Below are 23,420 nucleotides of genomic sequence, written 5' to 3' on the forward strand. Positions count from 1 at the left end.
CGGGTTCGCCCAAGGAACCAATTAGATCTCCATGACCTCGGCTTCCTTCTTCTTCAAGACCTCGTCGATCTCAGCCACGAACTTGTCGGTCATCTTCTGGATCTCAGCCTCGGCGCGCTTGGACTCGTCCTCGGGGAGGTTGTCGGTCTTGACGGCCTTCTCCACGGTGGAATTGGCATCGCGACGCGCGTTGCGCACGGCCACGCGAGCCTCCTCGGCGTAGGTCTTGCACTGCTTCACCAGGTCGCGGCGGCGCTCCTCGGTCAGCGAGGGGAACGGCAGGCGAATGACGTTGCCGTCGTTGTTCGGGGTCACGCCCAGGTCGCTCTCCAGAATGGCCTGTTCGATGGCGCGGAGCACGCCCTTGTCCCAGGGCTCGATGACCAGCAGATGGGCCTCGGGCGTCTTCACGCCGGCCATCTGGTTCACCGGGGTGGGCACGCCGTAGTAGTCAACCTTGATGCGGTCGAGCACCATGGCGTTGGCGCGGCCGGTGCGCACGCTGGCGAAGTTGTCCTTCAGCGCCGCAACGGCCTTCTCCATACGCTCCTCGGCGCCCATGAGAATCTCGTCGATGTCTGCCATGAGGTTTCCTCCCTCTTAGAGAACAGAGCCCGCGGGCTCCTCGGATACAAAATGCGCGACCGGAAAGGCCGCGGGCCGTGCGCGCTACTCGACGACCGTGCCCACCGGCTCGCCCTGGAGCGCGGCCTTGATGTTGCCGGGCGTGGTCAGGCTGAACACAATCATGGGCACGTTGTTGTCCATGCACAGCGACGTGGCCGTGGCGTCCATGACGTTGAGGCCGCGGCTGAGCACGTCCATGTAGCTGATGCGGTCGAAGCGCTGGGCCTCGGGATGGGTCGTGGGGTCGGCATCGTAAACGCCGTCCACTTTGGTGGCCTTCATCACGCAGTCCACGTCCAGCTCGCAGGCGCGCAGGGCGGCCGTAGTGTCGGTGGTGAAGTAGGGGTTGCCCGTGCCAGCGGCCAGAATGACCACGCGGCCCTTCTCCAGGTGGCGCACGGCGCGACGGCGGATGTAGGGCTCCGAGACCTCCTGCATGTTGATGGCGCTCTGCACGCGGGAGAAGATGCCGTGGCGCTCGAAGGCATCCTGAAGGGCCAGGGCGTTCATCACCGTGGCCAGCATGCCGATGTAGTCGGCCTGGGCGCGATCCATGCCCTCGGCCGAGCCGGCCAGACCGCGGAAGATGTTGCCGCCGCCGATGACCACGGCCAGCTGCACGCCGTCGTGAACGATCTCGGCAATCTCCTCGGCCAGGTCGTCGACCACCTTCGGATCGATTCCATACCCGAGATCGCCGGCCAGCGCCTCGCCGGACAACTTCAGCAGAACGCGATCGTACTTATATTCGTTCGCCATCGAGCAAATCCCTTCATCGGCAGGTTCTATCTAAACGGATACATATTACCCGAAATAGCGCCCCCGCACCCCCGCGCTCCCCCAAGACCCGAAAAAACAAACGACCCCCCAGCCCCTTTTCCTTCAATGATTTAGTACCAAAAAAATAAGGGGCGGGATTCGCATCCCGCCCCTAGCAACAAACTCACAAAAAGAAAATCTGAACCTAATGCCAATCAAACGCTCAAGCAAATATGACAGCGCTATCTTAAGGCAACCTCAACTCTTCGTCAACTACACGTGAAGCCAGTAACTCTCAGGCCGCGCAATGAGACGCGCATTGTTGTACGCCATATCAATGGTAAGGCAAGTGTGTCCATAATATACAGACCGGTCATCGCTCAGCGACAGCACGAGCGCGAGATCTGCGGTGTTAGGGTTCGTCAAATAGAGCGGCATAAGAAGCTGTATGCGGCCTTTATAGTACTGAGGAACAACAGTTTTATAATTGGCCTGGATACGCTTTCTGACCTTGCGAATCTCGCCGTCGATAACAGACCTGCAGAGAGATTCGCCTTCTTCCCGCAAACTAGCGGGAATGCGCTGGAAGTTTTCGGGATCATGAATAATATGATTCCACTGCGGGATGATTTCCAACCTGCTGTCAAAAAGGAGTAGGCTGGGGTCATCAAAGTAATTTGCTCGTCTCAAACGCGAATAAGCCTCGTGGCCTACGGGTCGATATTGCATTGTGTAGCTATTGCAGAAGGAGATGAATTTCCAAGGTTGCTTGTTTTCGTTTGGGTTCTTTTCGCAATAGAAATATATCTCCTGCCAGTTTTTGTCGAAAAGTCCGGTGTTAAAGCAAGCCACATCGTCATCTATATAAATCAGCGTCTGCTTGTCTTCATCTGCCGCATCCTCTCGATCACACCAAAGTTTCTCGAAAGTAAAATACAGGTAGTTCTTCAAGATCCCGAAATCGTTTTTTCCCGGGCAACTCCACCTTTCAGGCTCCAACTCGTCCACGGCAAGCTGCCGAACCCGGCCCGTAAAGAATTCATAGTTGCCCAGAAAAGCCCAGTCTCTTAGCTTCATTTTTCACCCCACATATAATATGCTACTAATATCTTCCTATTATAATTAGAAAATGCAATTTAACAATAATATATGCATCAAAAGTCGAGAGTCCGCCTCCCGCAGCTATCGGCGAGAGAGGATTTTGTCATAGGGACGACTACCTGGCCAGCTAAAGCAGCGGTGGCACCTCGGTGGTGCCAAGATCGCAGTAGAAGGCGTTCGTCTCCATGGCAATGGCATCACCCGCGCCGCCTCCGGCCGGCGTGCCCTTGATCCTCATCACCACGCCCTGAATGGCGCCCTCGCCATCGAAATAGTAGCTGACAATGAGAGATCCAATGCTCTCCATGCCGTCGAAGAGCCCCGACGGCACCTTCGTCGGATCGGTATTCAGAACGTATTCGATGGCTCCGTCATCATACTCGTACACATCGATACCCCCAGCGCAATCCAACAGCGCCAGCGCCTTCTCGATACCGGCGGGGTCATCCGGAACGCCCGTCTGCGATTCACCGACCACTTCGTCGCCTTGAATCACCTGCGACTGATCGCCATCGAAAATCGTAAGCGTCGCATTGTCTTCGTCCCCGTTAAGTTCCAGGTACATGGCAGCTTTGAAGCCGTCGGTGCGGTCAACCAGCGCCTCGGCGTATACCGTGGTGATTTCCTCCTGGCCGCCAACCGTCGTGGTGACCGTCGTCTCAGTTCCCACGGTCATATTGGCGGGAAGGCTCTCCAACCTCTCGCGTAGCTCGGCGGAGGCCTGCGCAGCATCACGCGTCACCAGCGCCCCCTCGTCCTCGGGCATCGGGGGTACCGTCACATTGCCCCAGTTGTGATAAGTCGTCTCGATGGCCGTGCGCGCTGGCACCGACTGGCCGCCGACCTCCGCAGCGCCCTTGGCCGTCACCGTCTCGCCCACCAGAGTTCCCATGGCGTTGAACCGACAGCTCACCTCAACTTCCGTCGGCTTCTCCACCAATCCAATAGCCTCGGGAAATTCTCCTCCGAACCTCAGGTGGAATACCGTATCCTCTCCATCCTCTTCGACAGAGACCAAGGTGTCATAACGCCAATAGATTTCCTGCCAGCCGCCAACCAGTTGCCACCCCTCGCCACCAGTAGCTGGATTGATCGATGATACGTCAACAGCCCCTCCCTCGCTCACCTGCACGGTTTTCTCGCCCTCGGCGTACAGCTCGACGCCGTCTTTCTCTTCCCAGTCGCCTTCGTACTTGATGTACACAAGGGCGGCGCCGTCCGTGTTGTCGGCCACGGTCTCGCTGTTCAAGACGCCTTCTTGAACGGTGTCGCCCTCGCCAATGACATACCGTTCCGTTGTGTTGCAAGCATAGGAATCGGGAAGGGCGTTTAACAGCCCTTGCAGCCGCTCGGTCTCTTCCATGCCAACCCCGTCGGCATCACTCGGCTCACTGAAGCTCTCATCGCGCGTCGCATCCGCGCACGCACACAACCCCAGCGCCAGACACAGCGCCGCACCCGCGGCCACCGCCTTCCGTGCCGCACGCGCCATACCAGCCGCCATGGCATTCCCCTTTCCCCTCAAGCTCTCCGCATGGCAGACCGTCCCACCAAGAAGCGGCCTCCACCCCCATAGTATGCGCCCAAAGCCCGATAAAAACCATCAACGTTCCGTTGATGATGCCGCCCTGCGTCGGGAATCCGAGCGAGAACGTCGCCGGGGCAACAATCCAAAAGCCCAGCACACGCTCTGGGGAGGCGAACCGATAGGACGACTGGCTTCGCCGTTCTACGGCCTCACGTTCACGCGCACAATCTTCCAGCTTCCATCGGCGCCCTTGCGAATGTCAACCCATACACTATCGTATGAGCTGAGGTTGTCACCATCGGAATTCGTGTATCGCTGCGTGTAGCCAATCCAAATACCCCCCATGTCGCCCCATACCCATGCAAAGTACTCTTGAAAGTCCTCTGTCCAAGTTCGCGACGAAAAGCCATCCTCATGGCAAACATTTTCTATAGCGAAATGCCTCACCACCTTGTCCACTCCCTCATACTCGCTTTGCGACGAAGCCTCTATCTTTGCGACAACTTCGTAGGTGTCCACGCGAGCCCAAGCAATATAGGAGACAATCACAAGCAAGATAAGGACTCCACAGGCAACAATACGTGACCGAATTTTTCTAGACATTAAACTCCTCCCCTGCTCTTGAGCCTGACGATGTATGCGCCCTTCGATTCTCCGCCAGCATCGAGAGCCGCCTTCAACGATTGATCAAACCTACGTGTTGTGTTGGCTGCATAGTTAATCTTGTCGTCCGTTACGCCGCTCACCACTGCAGCATGATGGGCCTTGCCCTCGTCATTGTAGAAGAAGACCAGATCACCCGGCTGCACACCTAGGCCTTCCGTGCCTTTCGAAAGATCGTTGACAGCGACATTCTTCATACCGGCATTCTTCTGGGATGAATTGGTGTAGACGTTGACCACCTCGCCGACCGCATACCCATTGCTCAAGTCGCTGAAATACTCGTACTGATCCGACACGCGAATCCACGTCGTAGTGGTATCCCACTCCTTAAAGTACTTTGCATCGCCCTTCCCCGTTTCAGACCAACCTCCCATCAACCCATACGGAACCTCGGTCGTCGGGGGAGGTGAAAACAACCTGCTCGCCATAGTTGCTATCCCATACAAGCTGAAAGCCAAGACCCTCAAGACCCGCATCGACCCACCGCTCGAAAAGGAGCTGGGAGGCATACAAGCCGCCAGTCTGGTCGCCGCACAGTCGGAAAAGGTCGCACCCGGCGCCACGATTGGTCGCCAAGGCGTACCGACGGATCCACATGTCGCCATTCGCCCCGCGGGCCACGTCTGTCTCCTCGCGAATGAAAGCGTCCACCTCAGGCACATCGCGCAGGTGCCACGCAAGCCCTCCGGAAATCCCCACATCCGAGGGACTCGCAACAAGTCCGCAGAGTTCCGCGAAGAACGCCTGGGCGCGACTGTCCATAAGAAGCGTACCGTCGCCCAAAGGCCTCGCATCACCCCACCCTTCCTCAACCCACGATTCGCCGGCCCACACTCTCCAGACGCGAGGCCGCCATGAGGCATCCTTTTCAACGGGAACCGCTCTCTCGAACTCGACCGTCGGCCCGGCAACGCCCGATAGCTCGATCCTCGCCCCCGGCCCAACATCGGGTTCGGCCAGCGCCATGCAGGCACGGGCGAGAGCAATGAAGCCATCCCGATTGGCGACGAGAGTCAGGCTGTCCCCATCGATTTCCGACCCCACATGCTCGCCTGGCTCGAGCTGCAGGAGAGCACAGGCGTCCCGGCCAGCGCCCTCTGAAACATCGATTGCGATCTCTCCAAGCCTTTCCGCGGGCGGGATACCGGGCCCAGCTTCCTCGCCCTCGCGAACCAGGGTCAGCTCCGTAGACCCATCCTCCAAATCGGTGCCCGTCTCAAGATGCTCATGCAGTGGGCGACCGCCGTCAAAACTCGCAAGTGACATGCAGATACGGGCGAGGGAAATAAGCCCCGGACGGTTGGCGACCACGACGATCCTCCCAGAGCGCTCCATCGTCCAAATCCTGTAGCAAGGAGCCCACCGATACCTCATAGTGTCCCCATCCTCCCAGAGGGGATATTCAAGCCTTCTCTTCATGGGCACCTCCTCGCCCTAACGGAACACGAGCTGCAACTCCATTGCGATACCCCAATTGCACACGGCAGGCGACCAGCCGCTATCCGCGCTCGTACTTCAACGCCCCCGCCATTCGCAAGGCGACCGTCCCAGAATCCCAGAGCACTTCTCTTTCAGCATGATCGCCACGGCTCGCCCTTCCCGTCATCTACGGTATCTGCTTGCCCTGTTTTCCCGTCGCGGCCCAGCCGTTATGCCCGTCCCCGCTTGAGTTCTTCCAGCCACTCATGAGGCGGAAGACCCAGAGCCCCGGAGTGCTGCGCGTCGAAGGCATTCCGGTACCCCCTGCGGAACGCCCCCGCGGCCACGACGAGAGGCGGCTCGTCGCAATCGTCGTATGCGAGATCGATGGCATCTGGAACGTAAAGGGACACACCGTACTTCATGGATTCGCATCCAGCATTATCGCATCTGAAGTCGCCGCCCATCGCAGAGATCCCCTCCAATACCTCGACGTATTCCCCCGGGAAAAGCTGATATCCCTCAAGGAACACCTCTCCTCCGAAGATTTCGACAAAGTCACATTTCCCATGGGCATCGAAACTAACGAACAGGTCGACAAACTCCTCTGTATCCGGATCGCCGGGCGTGCGCGAATCACGCCGAAAACGAGTCCGAGGCTCCCCCAATATGTCATGAACCTCCTGCGTCGTCATACCAAATCGCAACCCGTCAACGCCAACATATGGTCTTATTTCATGCCTCATATACTCTCCTTTCCGCTATGGCTAGCGCCAAACTAGATAAGCCCTTTTCGTTCGAGTTCGTTGGTGTAATCTTGCATTTGGGATATTTCTCTGTTGTATTTATCGCCGAAGTTGCTCCGAATGTCGTCGACGTCCATCTGCTGGGCTTCCCTAAAACGTCCTTGCTCGATTTGTCGTTCTTGCTCTTTTCGATATATCGCCGCTTTTCACTTCCGCCCCAGCTAGCTGTTTGACGGTGGCCGGCCGACGTGAAGGACGAGGCTGCGTCCGCGTAGTTGCCCCTCGGCAGCGTACCACAAACCGTTAACCACGTCGGTGCCGGCACCGAAGCCCGGGACGAGCCCATGTAGGACACTGTGCCGTACAGCGTGTGCATCACCCGGTGCCTGAAAGAATCGGTTTATAGCGACCAGCTCTACGGAATAGCGCCTCTGAGGGGAGCCTGTCAGCGTCCGGCGGACGCGCCATTCATTTGCCAGGATGAAGGGGAGCAGCTCGACTCTCTCGCCACAGAACGCCATCCCTCTCGTACGTTTGCACCAGTACGGCGGCACGGCCGGACAATCGACAGCGGTTCCTGCCTTCTCGGCTCACCATTCAACTGCTGCATCTTCAGGTGGAAAGCCTATAGTCAGCCTCCTTCCTTGGAGAAAGCACCGAGCCCGGTCGAGAAGGGCGCGCCTTCTCTGCGAGACAGAGAGCCCTGCAGGGCTACGGTCGGCGCTCTCTGCGGGAATATAATAGATGAAAGGCCTCATATCGGCAGGATAGCCCAGAGTCGCGTAAACATCTGCCAACGCGTCGAGGAGCTCTTCGTCAGACCCCCGCCTGTCTAGAGCGGCCTTGCACAGGACGTACTCCCATCTTTCCTCGGCCAATCCGACCGCATGAACATCGGCGAGCGTCTCTACGCGACCTATGACTTCATCACGATTAAGATCGGGCCAGCAGAGTTCTAGCAGAGCTCTCTCATCGTCTTCCCCTTGTTTTCCGTCCCCCTCCAAAGCTCGCACTGCCTCATCGGAGGCCTCCTTCTCGGCCACAAGCCCTACCTTCAACCCGAACATGACATCTACCCAGGTAGGAACTAGTCCGTACCTATGAAACAAACCTAGAGACATATCGGCTCCCGTCCACTGTCCAGCCGCTCTTCTATCGCCGGCCCTCATTGTCAAACCGCACAAGGACAACCGGACAAAACAGTCTGACGTCTCATCCCACGCATAGGCAATCATCCTCTTGGACTCCCCTCCCAGCCATGTTTCTCAAGAATCTGATGTCCGTCACGGCCATGCCTTCCCCCATCTCGGTTGCTTGTACAGCGGCATCTCCTGGCCGGTGCGCGGGCCGCCGCGGGTGCCCTCGGCGGCTACCCGCAGTCCCAATAGTACATGACCCGCGAGAAGTCGAGGCGGCGCAGGTCGTCGCCGTTGATGAGGAACACTCCCACACCGCCATCGCCCCACTCGACCCAGGGGCGCACGCCGTCGTCGACGATGCTCGAATCCAGCTGGAACAGAACCGTGTCATAGCGGCGCAGACCCTCGCAGTCCGGCCACAGGCGCGGGTCGCACTGCTCGAAGCTCGGCCACCCGCCCACCTGACTGCGCGAGCCGCGGGGAGGGCACACGGCCGCGACCTCGTCGACCCACAGCTCCCCGGGACAGCCCTCCGCTTCCAGGAACGCCGGCAGGCCGCATCCGTCGTCCGCTAACCGCAGCGGGGCCTGGGGGTGCACGCGGCTCCAGGCGCGGACAAGCAGCGGCTCAAACCTCCATTCGCAGGCCGTCATGGGCCGCAGCTCAACAGCGGGCCCAAACCGGAGGGCCCAGGACCCGGGCGGGTAGAAGGGCAGCCGGTCGCTAGTACCCGGGGGAGGATCGACAGCGGCGAGCGGCGCGGCGTCCCAGTAGAGGACGCGGAACCCGTCCTGCACGTCGTAGCCCGACGCGCCCACGCCCCAGCCGGGGCCGGCTCCCAGGACGAAAAACTGGAGCAGGCCCGTGTGCGGGAAGCCCGGCAACGGGGCCAGATCGGCGCATTTCACCTGCGCTAGGAGCGACAGCGGCCGTCCCCGGGAGTCGCGCGGCCACTGTTCTCCGGGCGGCATCAGCGGAAGGCCGCCGAGCCGGCTGCAGAGCCGGTCGGGAGGAGCCGTCCCCCCGATCTCGAACGACAGGGCGGCCCTTCGGTGGGCCCAGCCCACTTCAAGGATGGCCTCCTCTATCTCCCGAGTCGCAGATCCCTCCGCCCCCGGCCCAAAGCCGCTCATACGCATACCGTCCGGAAGACGATGCTGCCCTGGGGCAGCTCGCTGTCCCACACGAGCTTGAACTTCAGCCCCGTCAGGCCGCACTCCTCGACACGCCGCTTGAAGGCCTCCGTACAGAAGGGGCTGTACACCATCTCCTCGGGAATGCCGAAGAGGGCCAGGGTGGCAATGGTCTCCCGATGAAGCTGGTACTCCAGAAAGCCCCTCACCTCCCCGGACGTCGTCCGTTGTACCACCGACCTCCCGTGGTCTACGCACCCTTCCGTCGACATCACGTGCAGGAGCCACAAAGGCTCTCCCTCCAAGTCTGCCGCCAGCAATTCGACGTTGTCGCCCATGAGATCCTCTAGGCACCTTTTAGCGCGATCGGACACAACCAGAGAGCGACCCGTGAACCACGGGGAATCGAAGTGCAAGGGGGCATGAGTGCCGTCCACCCCCTCCAACTCCAGTTGCGCCCACCCGCTTCTGCGCGGCGTATCATCGAGAACGTCGACAACAAACGGGAAGTTCCCTCCCTTCACCCGAACCCAATCGTTGTTCTCCTCCGAATGGCCCACTTTCCACACCTTCATAAGTAACACTCCTTAATAATCGAAAGTACCCGCTACAAGCTCTCCGCGTATCTTGGCGAGCTCTTCAAGAACTTCTTTCTTCGAACCCGATGCCTTTAATATGCGCGTATTGACCTCCTTATAATACTCATTGGTATGCAGACCTGGGTGATAGGCACTGTCTGGAACGATCTCTTTTTTCGTCGGAAGATAGACCCCATTCGCTGGATCGTTAATATCGATACCCCATTTTTCAAGGACCCGTCGCGCTTCATCAGCCTTTGCTGCACCTCCCGCGATAATATGATGCGCTGCATAATCCGAACTAGGGCGAGTTACGCCCGCTTCCTTCATATTGTGCGCAAGCACTTTCGAGCTAGCCGGCCTCCCAAGCTTCAATGCTGCTGCGGATTCCTTAGATGCATCCGACGCGGCTTTTGCGATACTCTTTGCGACCTTTCCGCCCTTGAGAAGGTCACCCCCATAGGGGATGATCGCAGCAATGGCAGAAATCGCCATGTTCGTATAATCTTTTTCCCGCCAATAGGCTATCGCGTTGACGCCGTCAGACAGAGGTGTAGGGTCGAACGTCCCGATAATGTCGAGGGTAGTGTGGGTATCGGAGTTGTGATTCTTCTGCTTCGGCGCGTTGTAGTAGGGCAGCGTGGAGCACATGAGGCGCTTAATGCGGGCAGCCTCGCGCTCGGCGTAGATCTGCGCCGAACTCTTCCTCTTTTTCGATGGGGAGAATATCTTCTTGGTCGTCCTGCCGACCGATCGGGCTGCCTGAGAGACGCTCCACGCCTTCTCAATGACACTCGATCCACTCGTGCGTATTATCGTGTTTGACTGGAACGGGGCTTTCGGTTTGCCTCCGGATGCGAGTCGCCTGTCCATGCTCCTGTTGGTAGTAAGAAGCCCAGAGGTCTTCGTTTTCAGGGCCTTCGAGGTGTAACTCCGCTGCATCCAGGTTCCCTTGCCGCCCGAGAGCACCCGGTTACGACTGTAGGAGTTCTTGCGGACCTGCTTAGCGGTCTTGCCTCTCGTCGAACGCGACTCGTGACCCGTGGGGTCGGCCGAGGCCACGGGGTTGCCCTCGGCGTAGGCGTAGCGGTTCAGGGTGGCGGGGTCGGCAGCGTCCCCCAGGTAGGTGTCCCGGCTCCCGAAGGTGCCGGCACCCGGGTCGTACCAGCGGGCGCGCAGGTACTGCAGGCCGGCGGCGCCCGTGGCCTCCTCGCCGTTGTAGCCGTAGTGGGGCAGCTCGGACTGGTAGCCGATGCCGCCCAGGGCCGGACCCCCGAACTCGCCGGTATCGGCGGCTGCCTCGCCCCAGGGGGCGTAGGCGTAGCTGGCCGCGATGCGGCCGTCGCCGGCCATTACGGCGCTCACGCTGCCAAAGCCATCCTCCAAGTACGTATCGGCCACGGGCACGGCCTCAGTGCCGCCCACAGTGGATAGGCGCCCCAAGCCGTAAGTGTCGTTCAGGGCGCCCGATACACTGGATTCGCGGGCCAGAGGCTGGGCCACATCGTCGATGACCGTGGAGTTCACATAGGCCACCAGCTCCCAGCGCTCCTGCACATAGGGCGTGTAGGTGGGTATGGTGCCGTAGCGTACTTGCACGCTGTCGCCCAACGGCTTCAAGACAGCAGGCTCTTGAGCCGCTGGCACCAAATCATTGCCGCGCAGCGGCAATGCCCGAGGGGCAGCAAGGGGCACACCTGCCGATGAGAGGATGGTCTGGCGCTCTTCGGACGAGAGCGTGGCCGCTGCCAGCAGGGCCGCATCAGTCCCCGGCAGCGGTATCCCGAACGGCTGGGCGCCATGGGTGGCCAAAGGATCCAGCAAGCCGTCCAACAACGCAACCAGAGCCGTTGCAGCCGGGCACGCCGGCACGAGGGCCGATGCGGCACCTACCGCTGCGCCATAGACCGCCCAGCGCAGAGCCGGATCGGAACCCGGGGCCTCCCGCTTGGCGGACGCGGCCCTCCACGAGGCCACGGGAGCCTCGATGGGGCGGCGCTCCCAGGTGCCAGTGGTGGCGAGGCGGCCGAACTCTGCCGCTGTCCACCGGGGTGCCACGCGGGTAGGAGCGCCCCACCAGGCAGGGTCTTCGGGCTCAGGCAGGGGCTGTCCCGGTGTAACTTCCTTGGGCTCCAGCTCCGTGAAGGGCATCGTGCCCACGGCCAGCTCGTCGGTATGGTACAAGGTGGCCTGGAACACACGGTTGCCATCGCCATCGTACGTGGCAGCCATGAGCACGCGGCCGCCCTGGCGCACAGCGGCCAGCCGGTTCTCGGCGGTATAGGCGTACTCCACAGGGTCTTCGCCGGCGGCATCCTTGCGCACCAAGTTGCCGGCCTTATCGTACTCGTAGGTCGTGCGCCCCTCCGGCCCCACCGATTCCACGAGACGGTCATCGTCGTCGTAGATGAGCTTCGTAAGCGCGGTAGAGCCCGAGACCACGTCGGTGCGCTCGATAGCCGTGCGGTTGCCGGCGGCATCCCACTGGTATTCCTCCCGGATGTGGGTCTCCCCCGAGCCGTCATCGGTCTTCTCCTCGAAGGCAATCAGGCGGTCGTCGTCATCATAGGCATAAATGCGCGCGCTTTGAATGACGACCCCATCGGGGTTCGTGAGGACCGCCTCCTCGGCAATGGGATTGCCCTCGCCGTCCCACTTATAGGCGAACGACGAGACGGAGTCGCCATCGGCCCCGGCGTTTTCCAGCTTTGCCAGCTGGCCTTCACCGTCGTACTCGTAGGTGGTGACCGACCCATCGGGCCGCATCAAGCGCACGGGGCGGTTCTCTTCATCGTACTCGTAGGTGTAGTCACCCTCGGCCGTTCGCACCTGGATGAGATTGCCTACCGCGTCGTAGGCATAGGCCACCACCGAGCCATCGGGATAGGTAACCGAATCCAGCTCACCCAAGCTGTTGTAGGTGTACTGGATGCGGCGTCCCTGGCCGTCCGCCTCGGCAATGACGCGGCCCACTTCGTCGTACTCGTAAGCCGCCTCTCCCATCGCATCGGCACGAGCGGTCACCAGGCCGTTGGCATCGTAAGCGTACAGCACCGACTGGGCATCCCCCTGGGAATAGCCCTTTTCCACCAGATTGCCCAGCTCGTCCCAGTCGTAGGTGGTGGCGTTGCCAGCGGCATCCACCACGGCCGTCACACGGCCGGCCGGATCGCGCACGAATTCTTCCAGAGCGCCAGAGGGAGACTCCACCGAGGTAAGACCGCCCTCGGCATCGTAGCCGTAGCGGGTGATGCGGCCCATGGCATCGGTTACCTGGGCCAAGTTCCCGTCCAGGTCGTACTCGTAGGAGGTCACGGCACCCTCGGGGCTCGTCACTTTCGTCAGCTGCCCGGCATCGTCCCACTCGTAGGCCGCGCTATGGCCGTTGCGATCGGTGGCCCGAACCACACGATTGGCGTCGTCGTAGTCCCACGATGACACCCGGCCAAGGGAATCGGTGACTGCCGACAGGTTGCCGACCTTATCCCACCTATAGGTTGTGACCGCGCCCATGGGAGAAGTCTGCCGCGCGAGGCGGCCGTCGCCATCCCATTCGTAGGCAGTTATGTTGCCACGAGCATCGGCCTGGCTGGTCAGATTGCCCGCCGCGTCGTAGGAGAACACCAGGCCCTCGATATCGGTGCCTCCCTGGGCAACGAGGTTGCCGCGAGCGTCCCAGGCCCACCGCGCCGATTCCCCTTCACCGTTGCGCTGGGATACGAGGCGGTCCAGCCCATCGTAGGCATACTCGGTACGCACGCCGGCAGCATCGGTTTCGGCGGCCAAGTTGCCGGCATCATCCCATTCCCACGAACGCTTATGACCCGCCGCGTCCTCTTGACCCGTCAGACGCCCCAGAAGATCGTAGCTGTAGGTGACGCGAGCGCCCAGGTTGTCGCGATCGACAGCAGCGTTGCCTGCTTCATCGTACTCCAGTTCGCGCACGTAACCCCGCGGCGTGGTTATGCGGGTCAGGCGGTCGAGCTCATCCCAGCCGTATTCCCAGCGACCGCCGCCCGGGGCGGTGCGCGAGAGCACGTTGCCGCGGGCATCGTACTCATAGGCCGTCGTGCGCCCCAGCGGATCGGTCTCAGCCGTCAGATTGCCGACCGCATCGTGACGGTACGAGGTTGCCGCGCCCGCGGTGTCGGTATGAGTTGTCAGGTTGCCGAGAGCGTCCCAGGCCCATTGCTCCTCGCGGCCCAGAGCGTCGGTGTGCGACATGAGGCGCCCCTCGCCGTCATAAGCCCACTGGTCGCGAGAGCCCTCGGGGCTCGTTGCGGCCGTCAGGTTGCCGTTAGCGTCCCAGACAAAAACCGCGCTGTTCCCCAAAGGATCGGTGGAGCGAACCAGGTTTCCCAAGGCATCGTAACCATAGGTCGTGGCGTTGCCCTCCTCGTCCACGGCCTCGGTAGTATTACCGACAGCGTCGTAGGCCCATCGCCGCACCGCGCCCATGGCATCGGTGGCCGCAGTGATATTGCCGGCGGCATCGTACTCGTAGCTCGTGACCGCCCCATCCGCCTCTCGCGTCTCGGAAAGCAGATTGTTGCGAGCATCCCAGCCATAGGAGATAGCGTGCCCCAGCCCATCGATCTCGCGGGAAAGATTGCCGGCAGCGTCGTACTCGTAGGTCGTTACGGAACCATCGAAGTCGCTCGCCCGCACTTCGCGGCCCCAGGCATCGTACTCCAGCGACGCGGTGCGGCCCAGAGAATCAGTCGCACTCGTCAGGTTGCCGGCACCGTCGTACTCGTAAACCTCCGCACTGCCGGCGCTATCGGAGACAGCTGTCAGGTTGTCTCGCACGTCCCATTCATAGGTGGCCTCCACGCCGGCAGCATCCACTGTGCGCACGAGCCGACCCAATTTGTCATACTCGCTGGTCTCGCGGGCCCCATCGGGCCGGACACGGGCAGTCACGCGTCCCGCTGTATCGTGCTCGTAGGCTGTGACGTTTCCCAGGGTGTCGGTGGCGCTCACAAGATTGCCCACCGCATCGTAGGCGGCCGTGCGCCGGTGGCCCAAGGCGTCAGTCACTGCCACGACATTGCCCGCCTCGTCGTATTCGCAGCGCACCGTGTTGCCCGCTGCGTCCGTGACCGCCGTCACGGCTCCGAAGGCATCGTACTCGTAGCTCGTTTCATGGCCGAGGGCATCGCACTCGCGCACCACGTTGCCAGCGCCGTCGTAGGCGAAGCGCGTAACCGCTCCCAGAGCATCAGTCTCACTGAGAGTGCGACCCTCGCCATCATGGGTCCAGGAGGCAATGGCACCCTGACCGTCGGAAAGGCTCGTCAGGTTTCCCGCCCCATCCCACGTAAACGAGAAAGCGCGACCGGCGGGATCGGTGGCGCCTTCCATGGCGCCGGAGCCATCGTAGGCGAACGACCAGGTGCGCCCCGCTTCGTCGATAGAACTCACGCGCCCGGCAGCCGTGTATGCGTAGGATGTCGTTGTCCCACGCCCGTCAGCGACCGATGCGCGGCGCCCACCCGGCTCCCAGGTAATTCGCTCGCTCACACCCAGGGCATCTTCGGTTTCCGTCAGATGACCAGCAGCATCATAGCGATAGGTTGTGACATTCCCCAGCGGATCCGTATAGCTGGTCGGCACACCGTAGGTGTCGTCGTAGGCGGCCTCCTCTACAACGCCATCGGGGCTTTCCACGCGAATGACGTTATCCCGCTCGTCATAGGCATAACGGGTCGTGTGCCCCAGAGCGTCCGTTTCGGACACCATGCGGTCGCGAGCGTCATAAGCGTAGGTGGCAACCGCTCCGCCGGGTTCGACCTGACGTACCAAGTTTCCCGCCTTGTCGTAGCCGTAGCGGGTGACACCGCCAGCTGGGTCGGTCATGGTGGCTATTCGGTAGGCGCCGTCGTAGGTGAAGGAAGTGGTGTAACCACGCTCGTCGGTGATGGCCTTTACGAGCCCTAACCCGTCCAGTCGGTAGGAGCGGCTTCCCCCTGCACCATCCCGTTCGCCGACGAGATGACCGGCCGCATCGTAGGCCCACGTGCGTCCGTGCCCCGCCGGGTCGGTCTCGGACACCTTGCGCCCCATGGCATCGTAAGCGTATCGGGTGGTGCCCGCAGCCGTTTCCACGCGCATGAGCTTCGCACCGGTCCAGGCGTAGGTTTCGCGCACGCCATCGGCATCGGTCTTGGAGGTGCAGCGATTCGCAAAGTCGTAGGTGTAGGCGGTCGTGCCCGTGGCCGGCGAGGTTTCCGAGAGCAAGTTGCCCGCGCCGTCATAGGTATAGCGGGTGGTGGCACCGTCGGGGTCAGTGCGGCTCGTCACATGGTTCTTGCCGTCATAGGTGTAGCGGGTGACGTGCCCATCGGGACTAGTGGATTGCACCAAGTTGCCGGCGGCATCGTAAGCGTAGGTACCATTCTCGTCCGAGATGAGTGTGTTATTCGCCCCATAGACGCGCGCGACCTTCCGCCCGTCGGGATACTCGATGGACGTCGTGCGTCCTCGGTCGTCATAGCGATGCACCGTCGTGCGCCCGGCCGCATCGGTGGCTCGGGTGTAGCCAGACCCATAGGAAAGCGTGTTCACATTACCAGCCAAATCCACCTGGCGTGTCACGCGATTGGCCCCGTCGTAGGTGTTGGCTACCACGCGCCGGCCATTCTGGTCGTACCAGGCGGTCATGCGCCCAGCGCCGTCGTACTCGTAGCGCACCGCCCGACCGCCGGCATCGGTGAAGCTCGTTAGATTCCCGCCGGCATCGTAGCCGTAGGCCAAGCGCGCACCGCCGGGAAGACTCACGGCGGTAATGAGCCCCTGAGCGTTGCAGGTCACAGCGTAGGAGGTGCCCGTGCGATCGGCGAGAGAGGCGATATGACCGTTGGCGTCGCGCCCGATCCGCGTGATGGAGCCGCCCGCGTCCTGTATCTCGGTGAGACGACCCCACTTATCGAAGCGGCGCACCGTTCCGTCGTCATCGACGATCTCCCAGCGGTAGCGCGTGGCCGAGCCTTCTTTGTAGGCGATCTTCTTCAGGGCCAACCCCGCTTCGCCGTGCCTCTTGAAGCCGCCCTTGCCGTCGGGGTCGAACCAGTATGTCTTGCCATCGCCCACTGAGTACACCGCCGCGCCGTTTTCCTGCAGGCCCAAGCTCTCATCCCAAGCGAAGCTCCAGTTGCGGCCGAAAGACGAGAGGTACCCGTCGCCCTGGGCGTTGTAGGTGCGCGTGAGGGCAAAGTCGCCGCCGAGGCCCGGCACCGAAGCGTCGGTGGCCTCCAGGATGAAATTGCCCGTATTCAGGTTGATGGGCTCGAAGCCGTATTCGCAATGCCTGCCGCGGCCCATGAGCGCCGAATCGATGCGCTTCTTCTGGCTGTCAGTCAGCTGCTTGGGGTTATAGGCCTTAGTGGTCTTCGGATTGCGCACGAATATAGTGTTGCCGCCCACGATGAGTGTGTCCTGCACACGATTGTCCTGGGCCAATGTGTTCAGGCTGACCCCGTAATGAGACGCAATGGAAGGGAGGGTATCTTTGGCCGTGGCCTTGTACACGAGGAAGCTGTCCGATTCCACCAGTTTGCCCGAGCTGCCGTTGGCCGCGGCCCGCGCCCGCACCTTGTAGCTGGTGTTGAACGCGAAGCCGCCGAACAACTTGCTCTGCCAGTTCGACAGCTTGTCGCGGTACTTGGTACCGCTGGGTACCTGCTTCTCCCACTCCGTGCTGTCGGGGTACTTGTAGCTGCGGCTGGCATAGGCCACCCCGGCGTCGTTTTTACCCACCAGCTCGTAGGCCACCATGGAACGGGGCTGGGCCACGCCGTCCGCGAAGACGCCGTCTAGCTGTAGCTTGCCCGCGAAATCCGCCTCGGTCACCGTGCGCAGATTGATGGTCGTGGCGTTCAGAGACAGCGATTCGCTCACCGGGTCGGGCACCGCCCAGTCAATTTCCAAGGATGGAGGGTTGTCGGCGTTCTTGTTGTCCAAAAGCTCGCACTGCATGTTGCGCTCATCGGTGGCCTTGATGCACAGGCCGTTCTGGCCCCAGGTGCCCTGCACCCAGTTGTTGACGGGCTCGCGCACATCCCATGCCAGATAGCCCTTGGAGGTGCGGGCGTTTTGCGAGGTGACGAACTCGTGACCCATGGATTTCTGGCTATTCCAGGTAATAGAGTCGAAGTCCCAGGACGACTTGTTGCGGTAGAGGCCAAGCTCTGTCTTGCCGTTGGAGAAAGCCGTACGCTGATGCAGCCACAGCTTGGCCGAATCGATGCGAGCCTCGTCCATGATGTTGCCGAAGTCGTACTGGATGGCCAGGTACACCCGGCACATTCCAAGACCGTAGCCGCCGCGGAATTCCGCTGTACCCGTCTTGTCGCCGTCGTCGTAGCCGGCATATTGGAAGTCGTTCTCGCCGACGTAGGTATCGGGCGCCAGCTGCTCTACCGCCGTCACGCGCATGGCGCTCTTGGCAATGTCGATGGTAGGATCGATGCGCACCGGGTAGGCGCGTTCGGGAGCCGAAAGCCACTCCCAATTCGCCTCCACCCGCGCCACGGGCGTACCGTCCTCAGCAGTGCCGAGGGCCATGGAGACCGAATTGTCCACCGCCTCAGCAGCGTCTATGGCTATGGGTGCCGACAGCGTGATGATCTCGCGCGGGTCCTGGGCCGTGGCCGCCAGGGCCGGATCGGCGCTCTCTCCATCGCTCGGATCGGGCGCCGCTCCTTTCTCGCGTACGATGACGATGCCCCGTTCATGCACCACCTCCAGATCATCGTCCACGATGATCTTCATGGCCGGCGCGAAGGCCTCCACGGGGCGCGTGAGGATGACGTCCTCCTTAACCACGCCGCCGAGGAGCGTGTATTGGTAGTCCACGCCAGGACGCACCTCGGTGTAGCGAATGGCATTACCCTCGGCGGCCGAATGGGTGAAGTCTCCCTCTTCAGGGACGAGCTCGATGCGATGGCCATCTTTCTCGATAACGATGCCGCGCCCCTCGCCCAAGGCTGCGGGCAAACGGAGATCGAACCCGTTGGCAGCAGGTTCGTACACGGTGGCGAAGTTGGGCTCGGGAAACACGGGGGCCGCTCCATCGCCTTCGCCGGAATCGCTTGCGCCCTCGGCAACAGCCGCAGCGCTCCCCCTTTCAGGCGAATCGGGCGCGAACAGGGAAAGGAACGCGGCCACGGGTCCTTCGTTCGCCGGTTCCTCAGCGACAACCAGGGTGTTATCAATGGGTCGGGCACTGCCATCTTCGTCGACATAGGCTGTGGCCACACCACCCAGCACTGTACGGAACCGCGTCTCCGAAAGCTGGTAGACCGCCACTCCATCTTCTGCCGATATCAGCTCCCCTTCGGGCTCTGGCTCGGCGTAGTAGTCCACCGGCGGCGCAGGTTCAATCACCTCGACAACGGGAACTTCCTCGGTGGCTTCTTCCGAATGCAGACCCTCCCCTTCGGATCCCGCATCTGCCGATGCCGAGGGATCCTCCGGCTGTTCCTCCGAAGGCAACGGCAGAACATCGTCACTCCCCAGATCCGATTCTGCCGAAGAAGGGGCGTCTTCCTCGGTCGGACTGGGAGATGTTTCTTCATCGGGCTCGTCCGCGGGCCCGGGCAGGCCCGATTGCTCCCCATCTGCGCCGGGTGTCTGAATGTCGCTTTCCGCCTGCGGTGCTCCCGTATCACCTCGCAACTCGTCAGCATAGGCAGCCACGCCATCGCCCAGCAGCGAGAACGTAAGCAAGAATGCAAGGAGGCAACAGAGGGCTTGACGACCCGATCGGCGCATCCGGGGCACCACGGCATCCAAAACACTCGCGTTGATGCCACCCCGATCGCTTCGATTCCTCCGCGAACGTCCGTAGAGATGTCGCACGAGCATGACCATGGCTACGGTGGAAGAGCCCAGGCCGATCGCGACGGAAGCCATGCGAACGAAAGCCCGGGCCGCTGACAAGCCGTGAGCGGGCACAACCCATTCCCAGGCAGCCCAGCCAACCAGTCCTGACAGCAATGCCGCCAAAACTGCGGCGCCGAGCATAGCGCTCAAGCACTTTGCAATAACGTAGCCAAACCCCCGAGACATGGTTCTCATCCCCTTCTGAAGCCAAGGGCCCATGAAAACCATTATGGAATCTATCAGCTAAAATATCATTCGTTTAACGCCAACTTATCGTTGATAAAGAAAACGATTCGTTGAGAATCACGCTCGTCTCCAGCGCGCTAGTCTTCAGTGTAGAAGTCTTCCTGCTCGTCCGCCTCATCGTAGACGTAATCGAGAATATCCCCTGGCTTGCAATCGAGCGCCCGGCACAGTGCATTCAGAGTAGAGAAGCGAATGGCCTTGATGCGCCCCGTTTTGATGCGCGAAAGATTGTTCTCCGAAAGGCCAATGAGCTCGGCTATTTCCTTCGACTGAACCTTCCGCTTCGCAAGCATTACGTCTAAGTTTACGATGATTGCCATGGCTCCGCTCCCCTACAGGGCCTCGTCGGCCAATTCTTGCAGAGTTTTCCCATAGCTGAGAATGTAAGCAAACAGGAAGAATGCCCCAGCAGCAATAAGTGTCTCGAAGTTGAGGTTGAGCCCTCCGGGTTGATCGCTGGTAAAAATCCCAAAGTCAACACCGCCAAAAGAAAAGCTAAGCGCCGAGACCAAAGGATCCCAGAAAAGGCAAAACAGGGTAAAGCCAACCATAAGCCACCCCGTGACCAGCATGCGCCTGATTTGTTTTTCAGAAAACGGAGTGGCGCCTTTCGCCACATCATGAGCAACGAGAGCGCAGAGGGTAAAGGCGAGGCCCATCACGACATCCTGCGTAAGAGCATACATCGCCCCAATCCAGACAGCAGCCCCATTCCCTGAGCCTGATTGCTGAACCAAAGCGACAAGAAGGAATAGGGCAAGAACGACAAAGAACGCTGCGGCTACAGCAAAAGCTACGCTAAGGAAGCGGCCCATACGATGAGCCCTCTGAAGCGATGATTCGATCTTGCCCAATTCTCTGTTGATTTTCAACAAAGTTCCTTTTCTCAGTCTGCTATGCCCAACAAACTATAGGACGAGAGGCTTGGGTTGAGGAAAGTAGCCTTTCTTTTCACAAAACTTGCGCACCTGGGAAGACTCGCTTTTTGTCTCCGCGCTTTGCTTCGCATAGCCGACGTTTACGCACACGCCTCCAAACCCAATATGCTGGCAACGCGAGTGGGAAGGGACATCGAAATCATCGAGATCAGAATGAAACAGCATGGTTTGCCTCCTTTGGCAGTTGTCGTTTGATACTTTCCAACGTTTCCCTAAAAAACACCTGGTACAAGGTGCAATATGGGTCAGTTTCCCCGCCACTTCCTATGGCGCGGGCCCGGCAACCGGTGCCACAAAGGTAGCGCAGGTCGCACGAGGCACACGGACTCGAAGCGCTCACCTCGTGCACTCGGCGGCCAATCAGCTCGCATTCCTTCGCCGTCGGTCCCTGCCCATCAAACACATTACCCATGCCATAGCGCTCGTCGTGCATCATGTGGCAGGGGTACACCTCGCCATCGGCGGCCACACTGAGCGTGTCCATGCCGGCACCGCAATTCTCGCGGCACTCCAACCCGCTCGCGAGTGTCTGAATGGCCGCCCCATCGCCTCCAGAGCACTGGATCATTATGGAAGCCAAGCGTCGCAAGTCATCGTCAGTGGGCATGAGGCCCTCGTCGCCCCATCCGCAAGACGTAGAAGAAAGGAGGCTGAAGTTCAGTTCGCAATGCAGCCGAGCAGCCAAATCATAGTAGAGCGGCACATCATCTATATTGAGGCGGTGCATCGTGGGGGTAATGCAGACATTGATATCCGTCGCCTGCGCCTCGGTCACGAATTCCACCAGTCGATCGAAACGTTGCTCTCCGCGAATGAACGCTGGATGGTCGGCAGTCGCCCCGTCGAAGGAAACGGAGATCGTATCGATATAGGGAGCGCAAGCAGAAAGAAGACTCCGATCAAGCACTGTTCCGTTTGTTAGCACGTTGATGGATGAAATCCCATGATCGATAGCCGCCAACTCAAGGATAGCAGGGAGGTCGGAGCGCAAGAAGGGTTCACCGCCCGATATATTCAACTCCGCAATGCCCCGCGACGAAAGATACCGCAATGCGTTGCCAATCTGCGTTACCGTAGGGTCATCAGCACCATTGCGATCACCAATCCAGGAATAGCATCCCTCGCATCGCAAATTGCACCGGTGGGTAATATGCAGATAGGCACTCTTCAATACAGGCAAGGCCAGCCGGTCCAATCGGCCTGCCTCCATCTGCGCCGCCAAATCAGGAGCCAATCTCCCTACCTCAGCGATGGACACTTCGCCGGCCACGAATGCCTGCGCCAGCGGCACTTCATCGGGCGAGAGGCCAATCACGAAGCCTGTCTGAGGGTTTCCAAGCATCGCAATACCGTCGACGGCGAAAAGCCGAGCCCGTTCGTTCACTGCATTTCGCCCCTTTCGATACGCATTGTTCCTCTCAAGCCGAATCATAGTTTCCGCTCTTTCGTCGTTGTTTTCCAGTCCCGATTATCAACTTTTCGTTGTTAATTGAAACGATTCGTTGATAATCACAAGGCTCATTTTCCAGAAAGTGCCCTATATGCGATTCACAACACCCCCAATCATCGAGTATCATTGATTACCAACGAAGTTTTGTTGATTGCGGAGATGACGATATGCATATCGATCATTTAGCTTACCTTGTCGCGACGGTGGATTTGGGCAGCATGGCCGAAGCGGCCCACCACCTGCACGTGACCAGTCAGGCAATCTCCAAGGCCATCAAAGACATGGAGAAGTACTTTGGCCACGAGATCATTGCGCGCGACGGGCGCAGCATTAAGCCCACAGCGCTAGGCACCGAGCTTGCAGACCTCGCCCGTCCCGTTGTTGAAGGGTATAAAGACTTCGAGGCATTTGGGCTAAGCTACGTTAAGGACGGCGATTCTCCTCGCGCTATTCGACTGGGCATTCCCGTTACCGCCTTACGCGGCGCTCTGTTTGATGAAAGCCGGCTCGATCTTTTCCGATTTGAATTCCCGGAAATCTCACTGGAACTATTTCACAGTTCAGCGGACGGGTGTCTGAGGGCCTTAGAGCAGGGGCTCATTGATGCAGCGGTCAGCATTGGCCGCTGCAACCAGGATGACTTTTTCAACGTGCGTATCGGCTCGTTGCAACTTAAGGTTCTGGCTCGCACAGGCCACCCCGCCGCCGTGGGCGAAGCGGTCGATTTCAACGATTTGGCACGATTCCCCATCGCGCTTCCCGAAGACCTGCGCTTTGTATTTCCCAAAATCGATCAGCAGTTTACCCAAACAGGCCAAAGTAATCGCTTCGAAGCCCTCACGCCAACCCTCGAAGCCCACAAAGCCTTTCTCGCCAAAGATGGCCTCATCTTGGCGGGCCAGAAGAGTCCGCTTCTGGAACTGGGTGATTTCCTGTGCGAAAAGCCACTTACCGTCGAAGAAGGCATCTTCGCCCTGCCCCTTTACCTCACCTACCCCCAGAATAAAAACCACCTTAGCCTTTCCCGCCTTCAATCCACCCTTATCCGAGGACGGGGATCGCAAGAACCGTTACCCGCGAATCGTTCCCGCCCATAATCGAGAGAGGAGAACTATGTCTACAGGAGAGAATGCACGGAGCACTAGTTTTTGGCAATTCGATCAGCGCCTTGCCCGGCGCCTCAACGAAGAGCCCGGAGGACATCCCAT

At 60.2% G+C, this 23,420-nt stretch carries 17 protein-coding genes; 1 reads left to right on the top strand and 16 read right to left on the bottom strand.

Annotation, left to right across the window (positions count from 1 at the left end; all coding sequences use genetic code 11):
• Window positions 1-21: 21 nt before the first annotated feature.
• The 16 genes from frr to ACTOXK_RS03060 form a co-directional block, all read right to left on the bottom strand.
• Window positions 22-585 (bottom strand): ribosome recycling factor, encoded by a 564-nt coding sequence (gene frr / locus ACTOXK_RS02985; protein ID WP_482277066.1) that lies wholly within the window; start codon window positions 583-585, stop codon window positions 22-24.
• An 84-nt stretch (window positions 586-669) separates the two neighbouring features.
• Window positions 670-1,386 (bottom strand): UMP kinase, encoded by a 717-nt coding sequence (gene pyrH, locus ACTOXK_RS02990; RefSeq protein ID WP_482277065.1) that lies wholly within the window; start codon window positions 1,384-1,386, stop codon window positions 670-672.
• Between the two features lie 273 nt (window positions 1,387-1,659).
• Window positions 1,660-2,463 carry a DUF3825 domain-containing protein gene (locus tag ACTOXK_RS02995; protein ID WP_482277064.1) on the bottom strand — a complete coding sequence of 268 codons (804 nt, stop codon included), beginning with the start codon at window positions 2,461-2,463 and terminating at the stop codon, window positions 1,660-1,662.
• Window positions 2,464-2,614: 151 nt separating this feature from the next.
• Window positions 2,615-3,991: a hypothetical protein gene (locus ACTOXK_RS03000; RefSeq protein ID WP_482277063.1), complete on the bottom strand. Its 1,377-nt coding sequence runs from the start codon at window positions 3,989-3,991 to the stop codon at window positions 2,615-2,617.
• 225 nt (window positions 3,992-4,216) lie between these two features.
• Complete coding sequence (locus ACTOXK_RS03005) at window positions 4,217-4,618, bottom strand: hypothetical protein (protein WP_482277062.1); 402 nt, start codon at window positions 4,616-4,618, stop codon at window positions 4,217-4,219.
• Window positions 4,618-5,052, bottom strand: coding sequence for a hypothetical protein (locus ACTOXK_RS03010; RefSeq protein ID WP_482277061.1), 435 nt, complete (start codon window positions 5,050-5,052; stop codon window positions 4,618-4,620). Before ACTOXK_RS03010 ends, ACTOXK_RS03005 begins: the two co-directional genes overlap by 1 nt.
• Window positions 5,036-6,097, bottom strand: coding sequence for an Imm32 family immunity protein (locus ACTOXK_RS03015; RefSeq protein WP_482279840.1), 1,062 nt, complete (start codon window positions 6,095-6,097; stop codon window positions 5,036-5,038). Before ACTOXK_RS03015 ends, ACTOXK_RS03010 begins: the two co-directional genes overlap by 17 nt.
• A 230-nt stretch (window positions 6,098-6,327) precedes the next feature.
• Window positions 6,328-6,843, bottom strand: a complete 516-nt coding sequence (locus tag ACTOXK_RS03020) for a hypothetical protein (protein WP_482277059.1) — start codon at window positions 6,841-6,843, stop codon at window positions 6,328-6,330.
• Window positions 6,844-7,433: 590 nt separating this feature from the next.
• Window positions 7,434-8,078 (bottom strand): DUF2247 family protein, encoded by a 645-nt coding sequence (locus ACTOXK_RS03025; protein ID WP_482279841.1) that lies wholly within the window; start codon window positions 8,076-8,078, stop codon window positions 7,434-7,436.
• A gap of 134 nt (window positions 8,079-8,212) precedes the next feature.
• On the bottom strand, window positions 8,213-9,121 hold the full coding sequence (locus tag ACTOXK_RS03030; protein ID WP_482279842.1) for a YwqG family protein: 909 nt from the start codon (window positions 9,119-9,121) through the stop codon (window positions 8,213-8,215).
• Window positions 9,112-9,690 (bottom strand): imm11 family protein, encoded by a 579-nt coding sequence (locus ACTOXK_RS03035; protein ID WP_482277056.1) that lies wholly within the window; start codon window positions 9,688-9,690, stop codon window positions 9,112-9,114. The genes ACTOXK_RS03030 and ACTOXK_RS03035 overlap by 10 nt, the downstream gene beginning before the upstream one ends.
• Before the next feature lie 12 nt (window positions 9,691-9,702).
• Window positions 9,703-19,080, bottom strand: a complete 9,378-nt coding sequence (locus ACTOXK_RS03040) for an AHH domain-containing protein (protein ID WP_482279843.1) — start codon at window positions 19,078-19,080, stop codon at window positions 9,703-9,705.
• Window positions 19,081-19,901: 821 nt separating this feature from the next.
• Entirely contained in the window at window positions 19,902-20,144 is a 243-nt protein-coding gene (locus ACTOXK_RS03045; protein WP_482277054.1) for a helix-turn-helix domain-containing protein, read from the bottom strand.
• A 12-nt stretch (window positions 20,145-20,156) separates the two neighbouring features.
• Window positions 20,157-20,696, bottom strand: coding sequence for a hypothetical protein (locus ACTOXK_RS03050; protein ID WP_482277053.1), 540 nt, complete (start codon window positions 20,694-20,696; stop codon window positions 20,157-20,159).
• 36 nt (window positions 20,697-20,732) lie between these two features.
• Window positions 20,733-20,927, bottom strand: a complete 195-nt coding sequence (locus ACTOXK_RS03055) for a hypothetical protein (protein ID WP_482277052.1) — start codon at window positions 20,925-20,927, stop codon at window positions 20,733-20,735.
• Entirely contained in the window at window positions 20,911-22,146 is a 1,236-nt protein-coding gene (locus tag ACTOXK_RS03060) for a radical SAM protein (RefSeq protein ID WP_482277051.1), read from the bottom strand. Before ACTOXK_RS03060 ends, ACTOXK_RS03055 begins: the two co-directional genes overlap by 17 nt.
• A 233-nt stretch (window positions 22,147-22,379) precedes the next feature.
• On the opposite strand from ACTOXK_RS03060, the gene ACTOXK_RS03065 reads away from it, so the two are divergent.
• Window positions 22,380-23,309, top strand: coding sequence for a LysR family transcriptional regulator (locus tag ACTOXK_RS03065; RefSeq protein WP_482277050.1), 930 nt, complete (start codon window positions 22,380-22,382; stop codon window positions 23,307-23,309).
• Window positions 23,310-23,420: the final 111 nt, after the last annotated feature.

It is taken from the genome of Adlercreutzia sp. (genome assembly GCF_056795635.1).

What these genes read in the sequence shown, in the direction of transcription:
- frr (WP_482277066.1), bottom strand. Translation starts at nt 585, where the DNA reads ATGGCAGACATCGACGAGATTCTCATGGGCGCCGAGGAGCGTATGGAG.
- pyrH (WP_482277065.1), bottom strand. Translation starts at nt 1,386, where the DNA reads ATGGCGAACGAATATAAGTACGATCGCGTTCTGCTGAAGTTGTCCGGC.
- ACTOXK_RS02995 (WP_482277064.1), bottom strand. Translation starts at nt 2,463, where the DNA reads ATGAAGCTAAGAGACTGGGCTTTTCTGGGCAACTATGAATTCTTTACG.
- ACTOXK_RS03000 (WP_482277063.1), bottom strand. Translation starts at nt 3,991, where the DNA reads ATGGCGGCTGGTATGGCGCGTGCGGCACGGAAGGCGGTGGCCGCGGGT.
- ACTOXK_RS03005 (WP_482277062.1), bottom strand. Translation starts at nt 4,618, where the DNA reads ATGTCTAGAAAAATTCGGTCACGTATTGTTGCCTGTGGAGTCCTTATC.
- ACTOXK_RS03010 (WP_482277061.1), bottom strand. Translation starts at nt 5,052, where the DNA reads ATGGGAGGTTGGTCTGAAACGGGGAAGGGCGATGCAAAGTACTTTAAG.
- ACTOXK_RS03015 (WP_482279840.1), bottom strand. Translation starts at nt 6,097, where the DNA reads ATGAAGAGAAGGCTTGAATATCCCCTCTGGGAGGATGGGGACACTATG.
- ACTOXK_RS03020 (WP_482277059.1), bottom strand. Translation starts at nt 6,843, where the DNA reads ATGAGGCATGAAATAAGACCATATGTTGGCGTTGACGGGTTGCGATTT.
- ACTOXK_RS03025 (WP_482279841.1), bottom strand. Translation starts at nt 8,078, where the DNA reads ATGATTGCCTATGCGTGGGATGAGACGTCAGACTGTTTTGTCCGGTTG.
- ACTOXK_RS03030 (WP_482279842.1), bottom strand. Translation starts at nt 9,121, where the DNA reads ATGCGTATGAGCGGCTTTGGGCCGGGGGCGGAGGGATCTGCGACTCGG.
- ACTOXK_RS03035 (WP_482277056.1), bottom strand. Translation starts at nt 9,690, where the DNA reads ATGAAGGTGTGGAAAGTGGGCCATTCGGAGGAGAACAACGATTGGGTT.
- ACTOXK_RS03045 (WP_482277054.1), bottom strand. Translation starts at nt 20,144, where the DNA reads ATGGCAATCATCGTAAACTTAGACGTAATGCTTGCGAAGCGGAAGGTT.
- ACTOXK_RS03055 (WP_482277052.1), bottom strand. Translation starts at nt 20,927, where the DNA reads ATGCTGTTTCATTCTGATCTCGATGATTTCGATGTCCCTTCCCACTCG.
- ACTOXK_RS03065 (WP_482277050.1), top strand. Translation starts at nt 22,380, where the DNA reads ATGCATATCGATCATTTAGCTTACCTTGTCGCGACGGTGGATTTGGGC.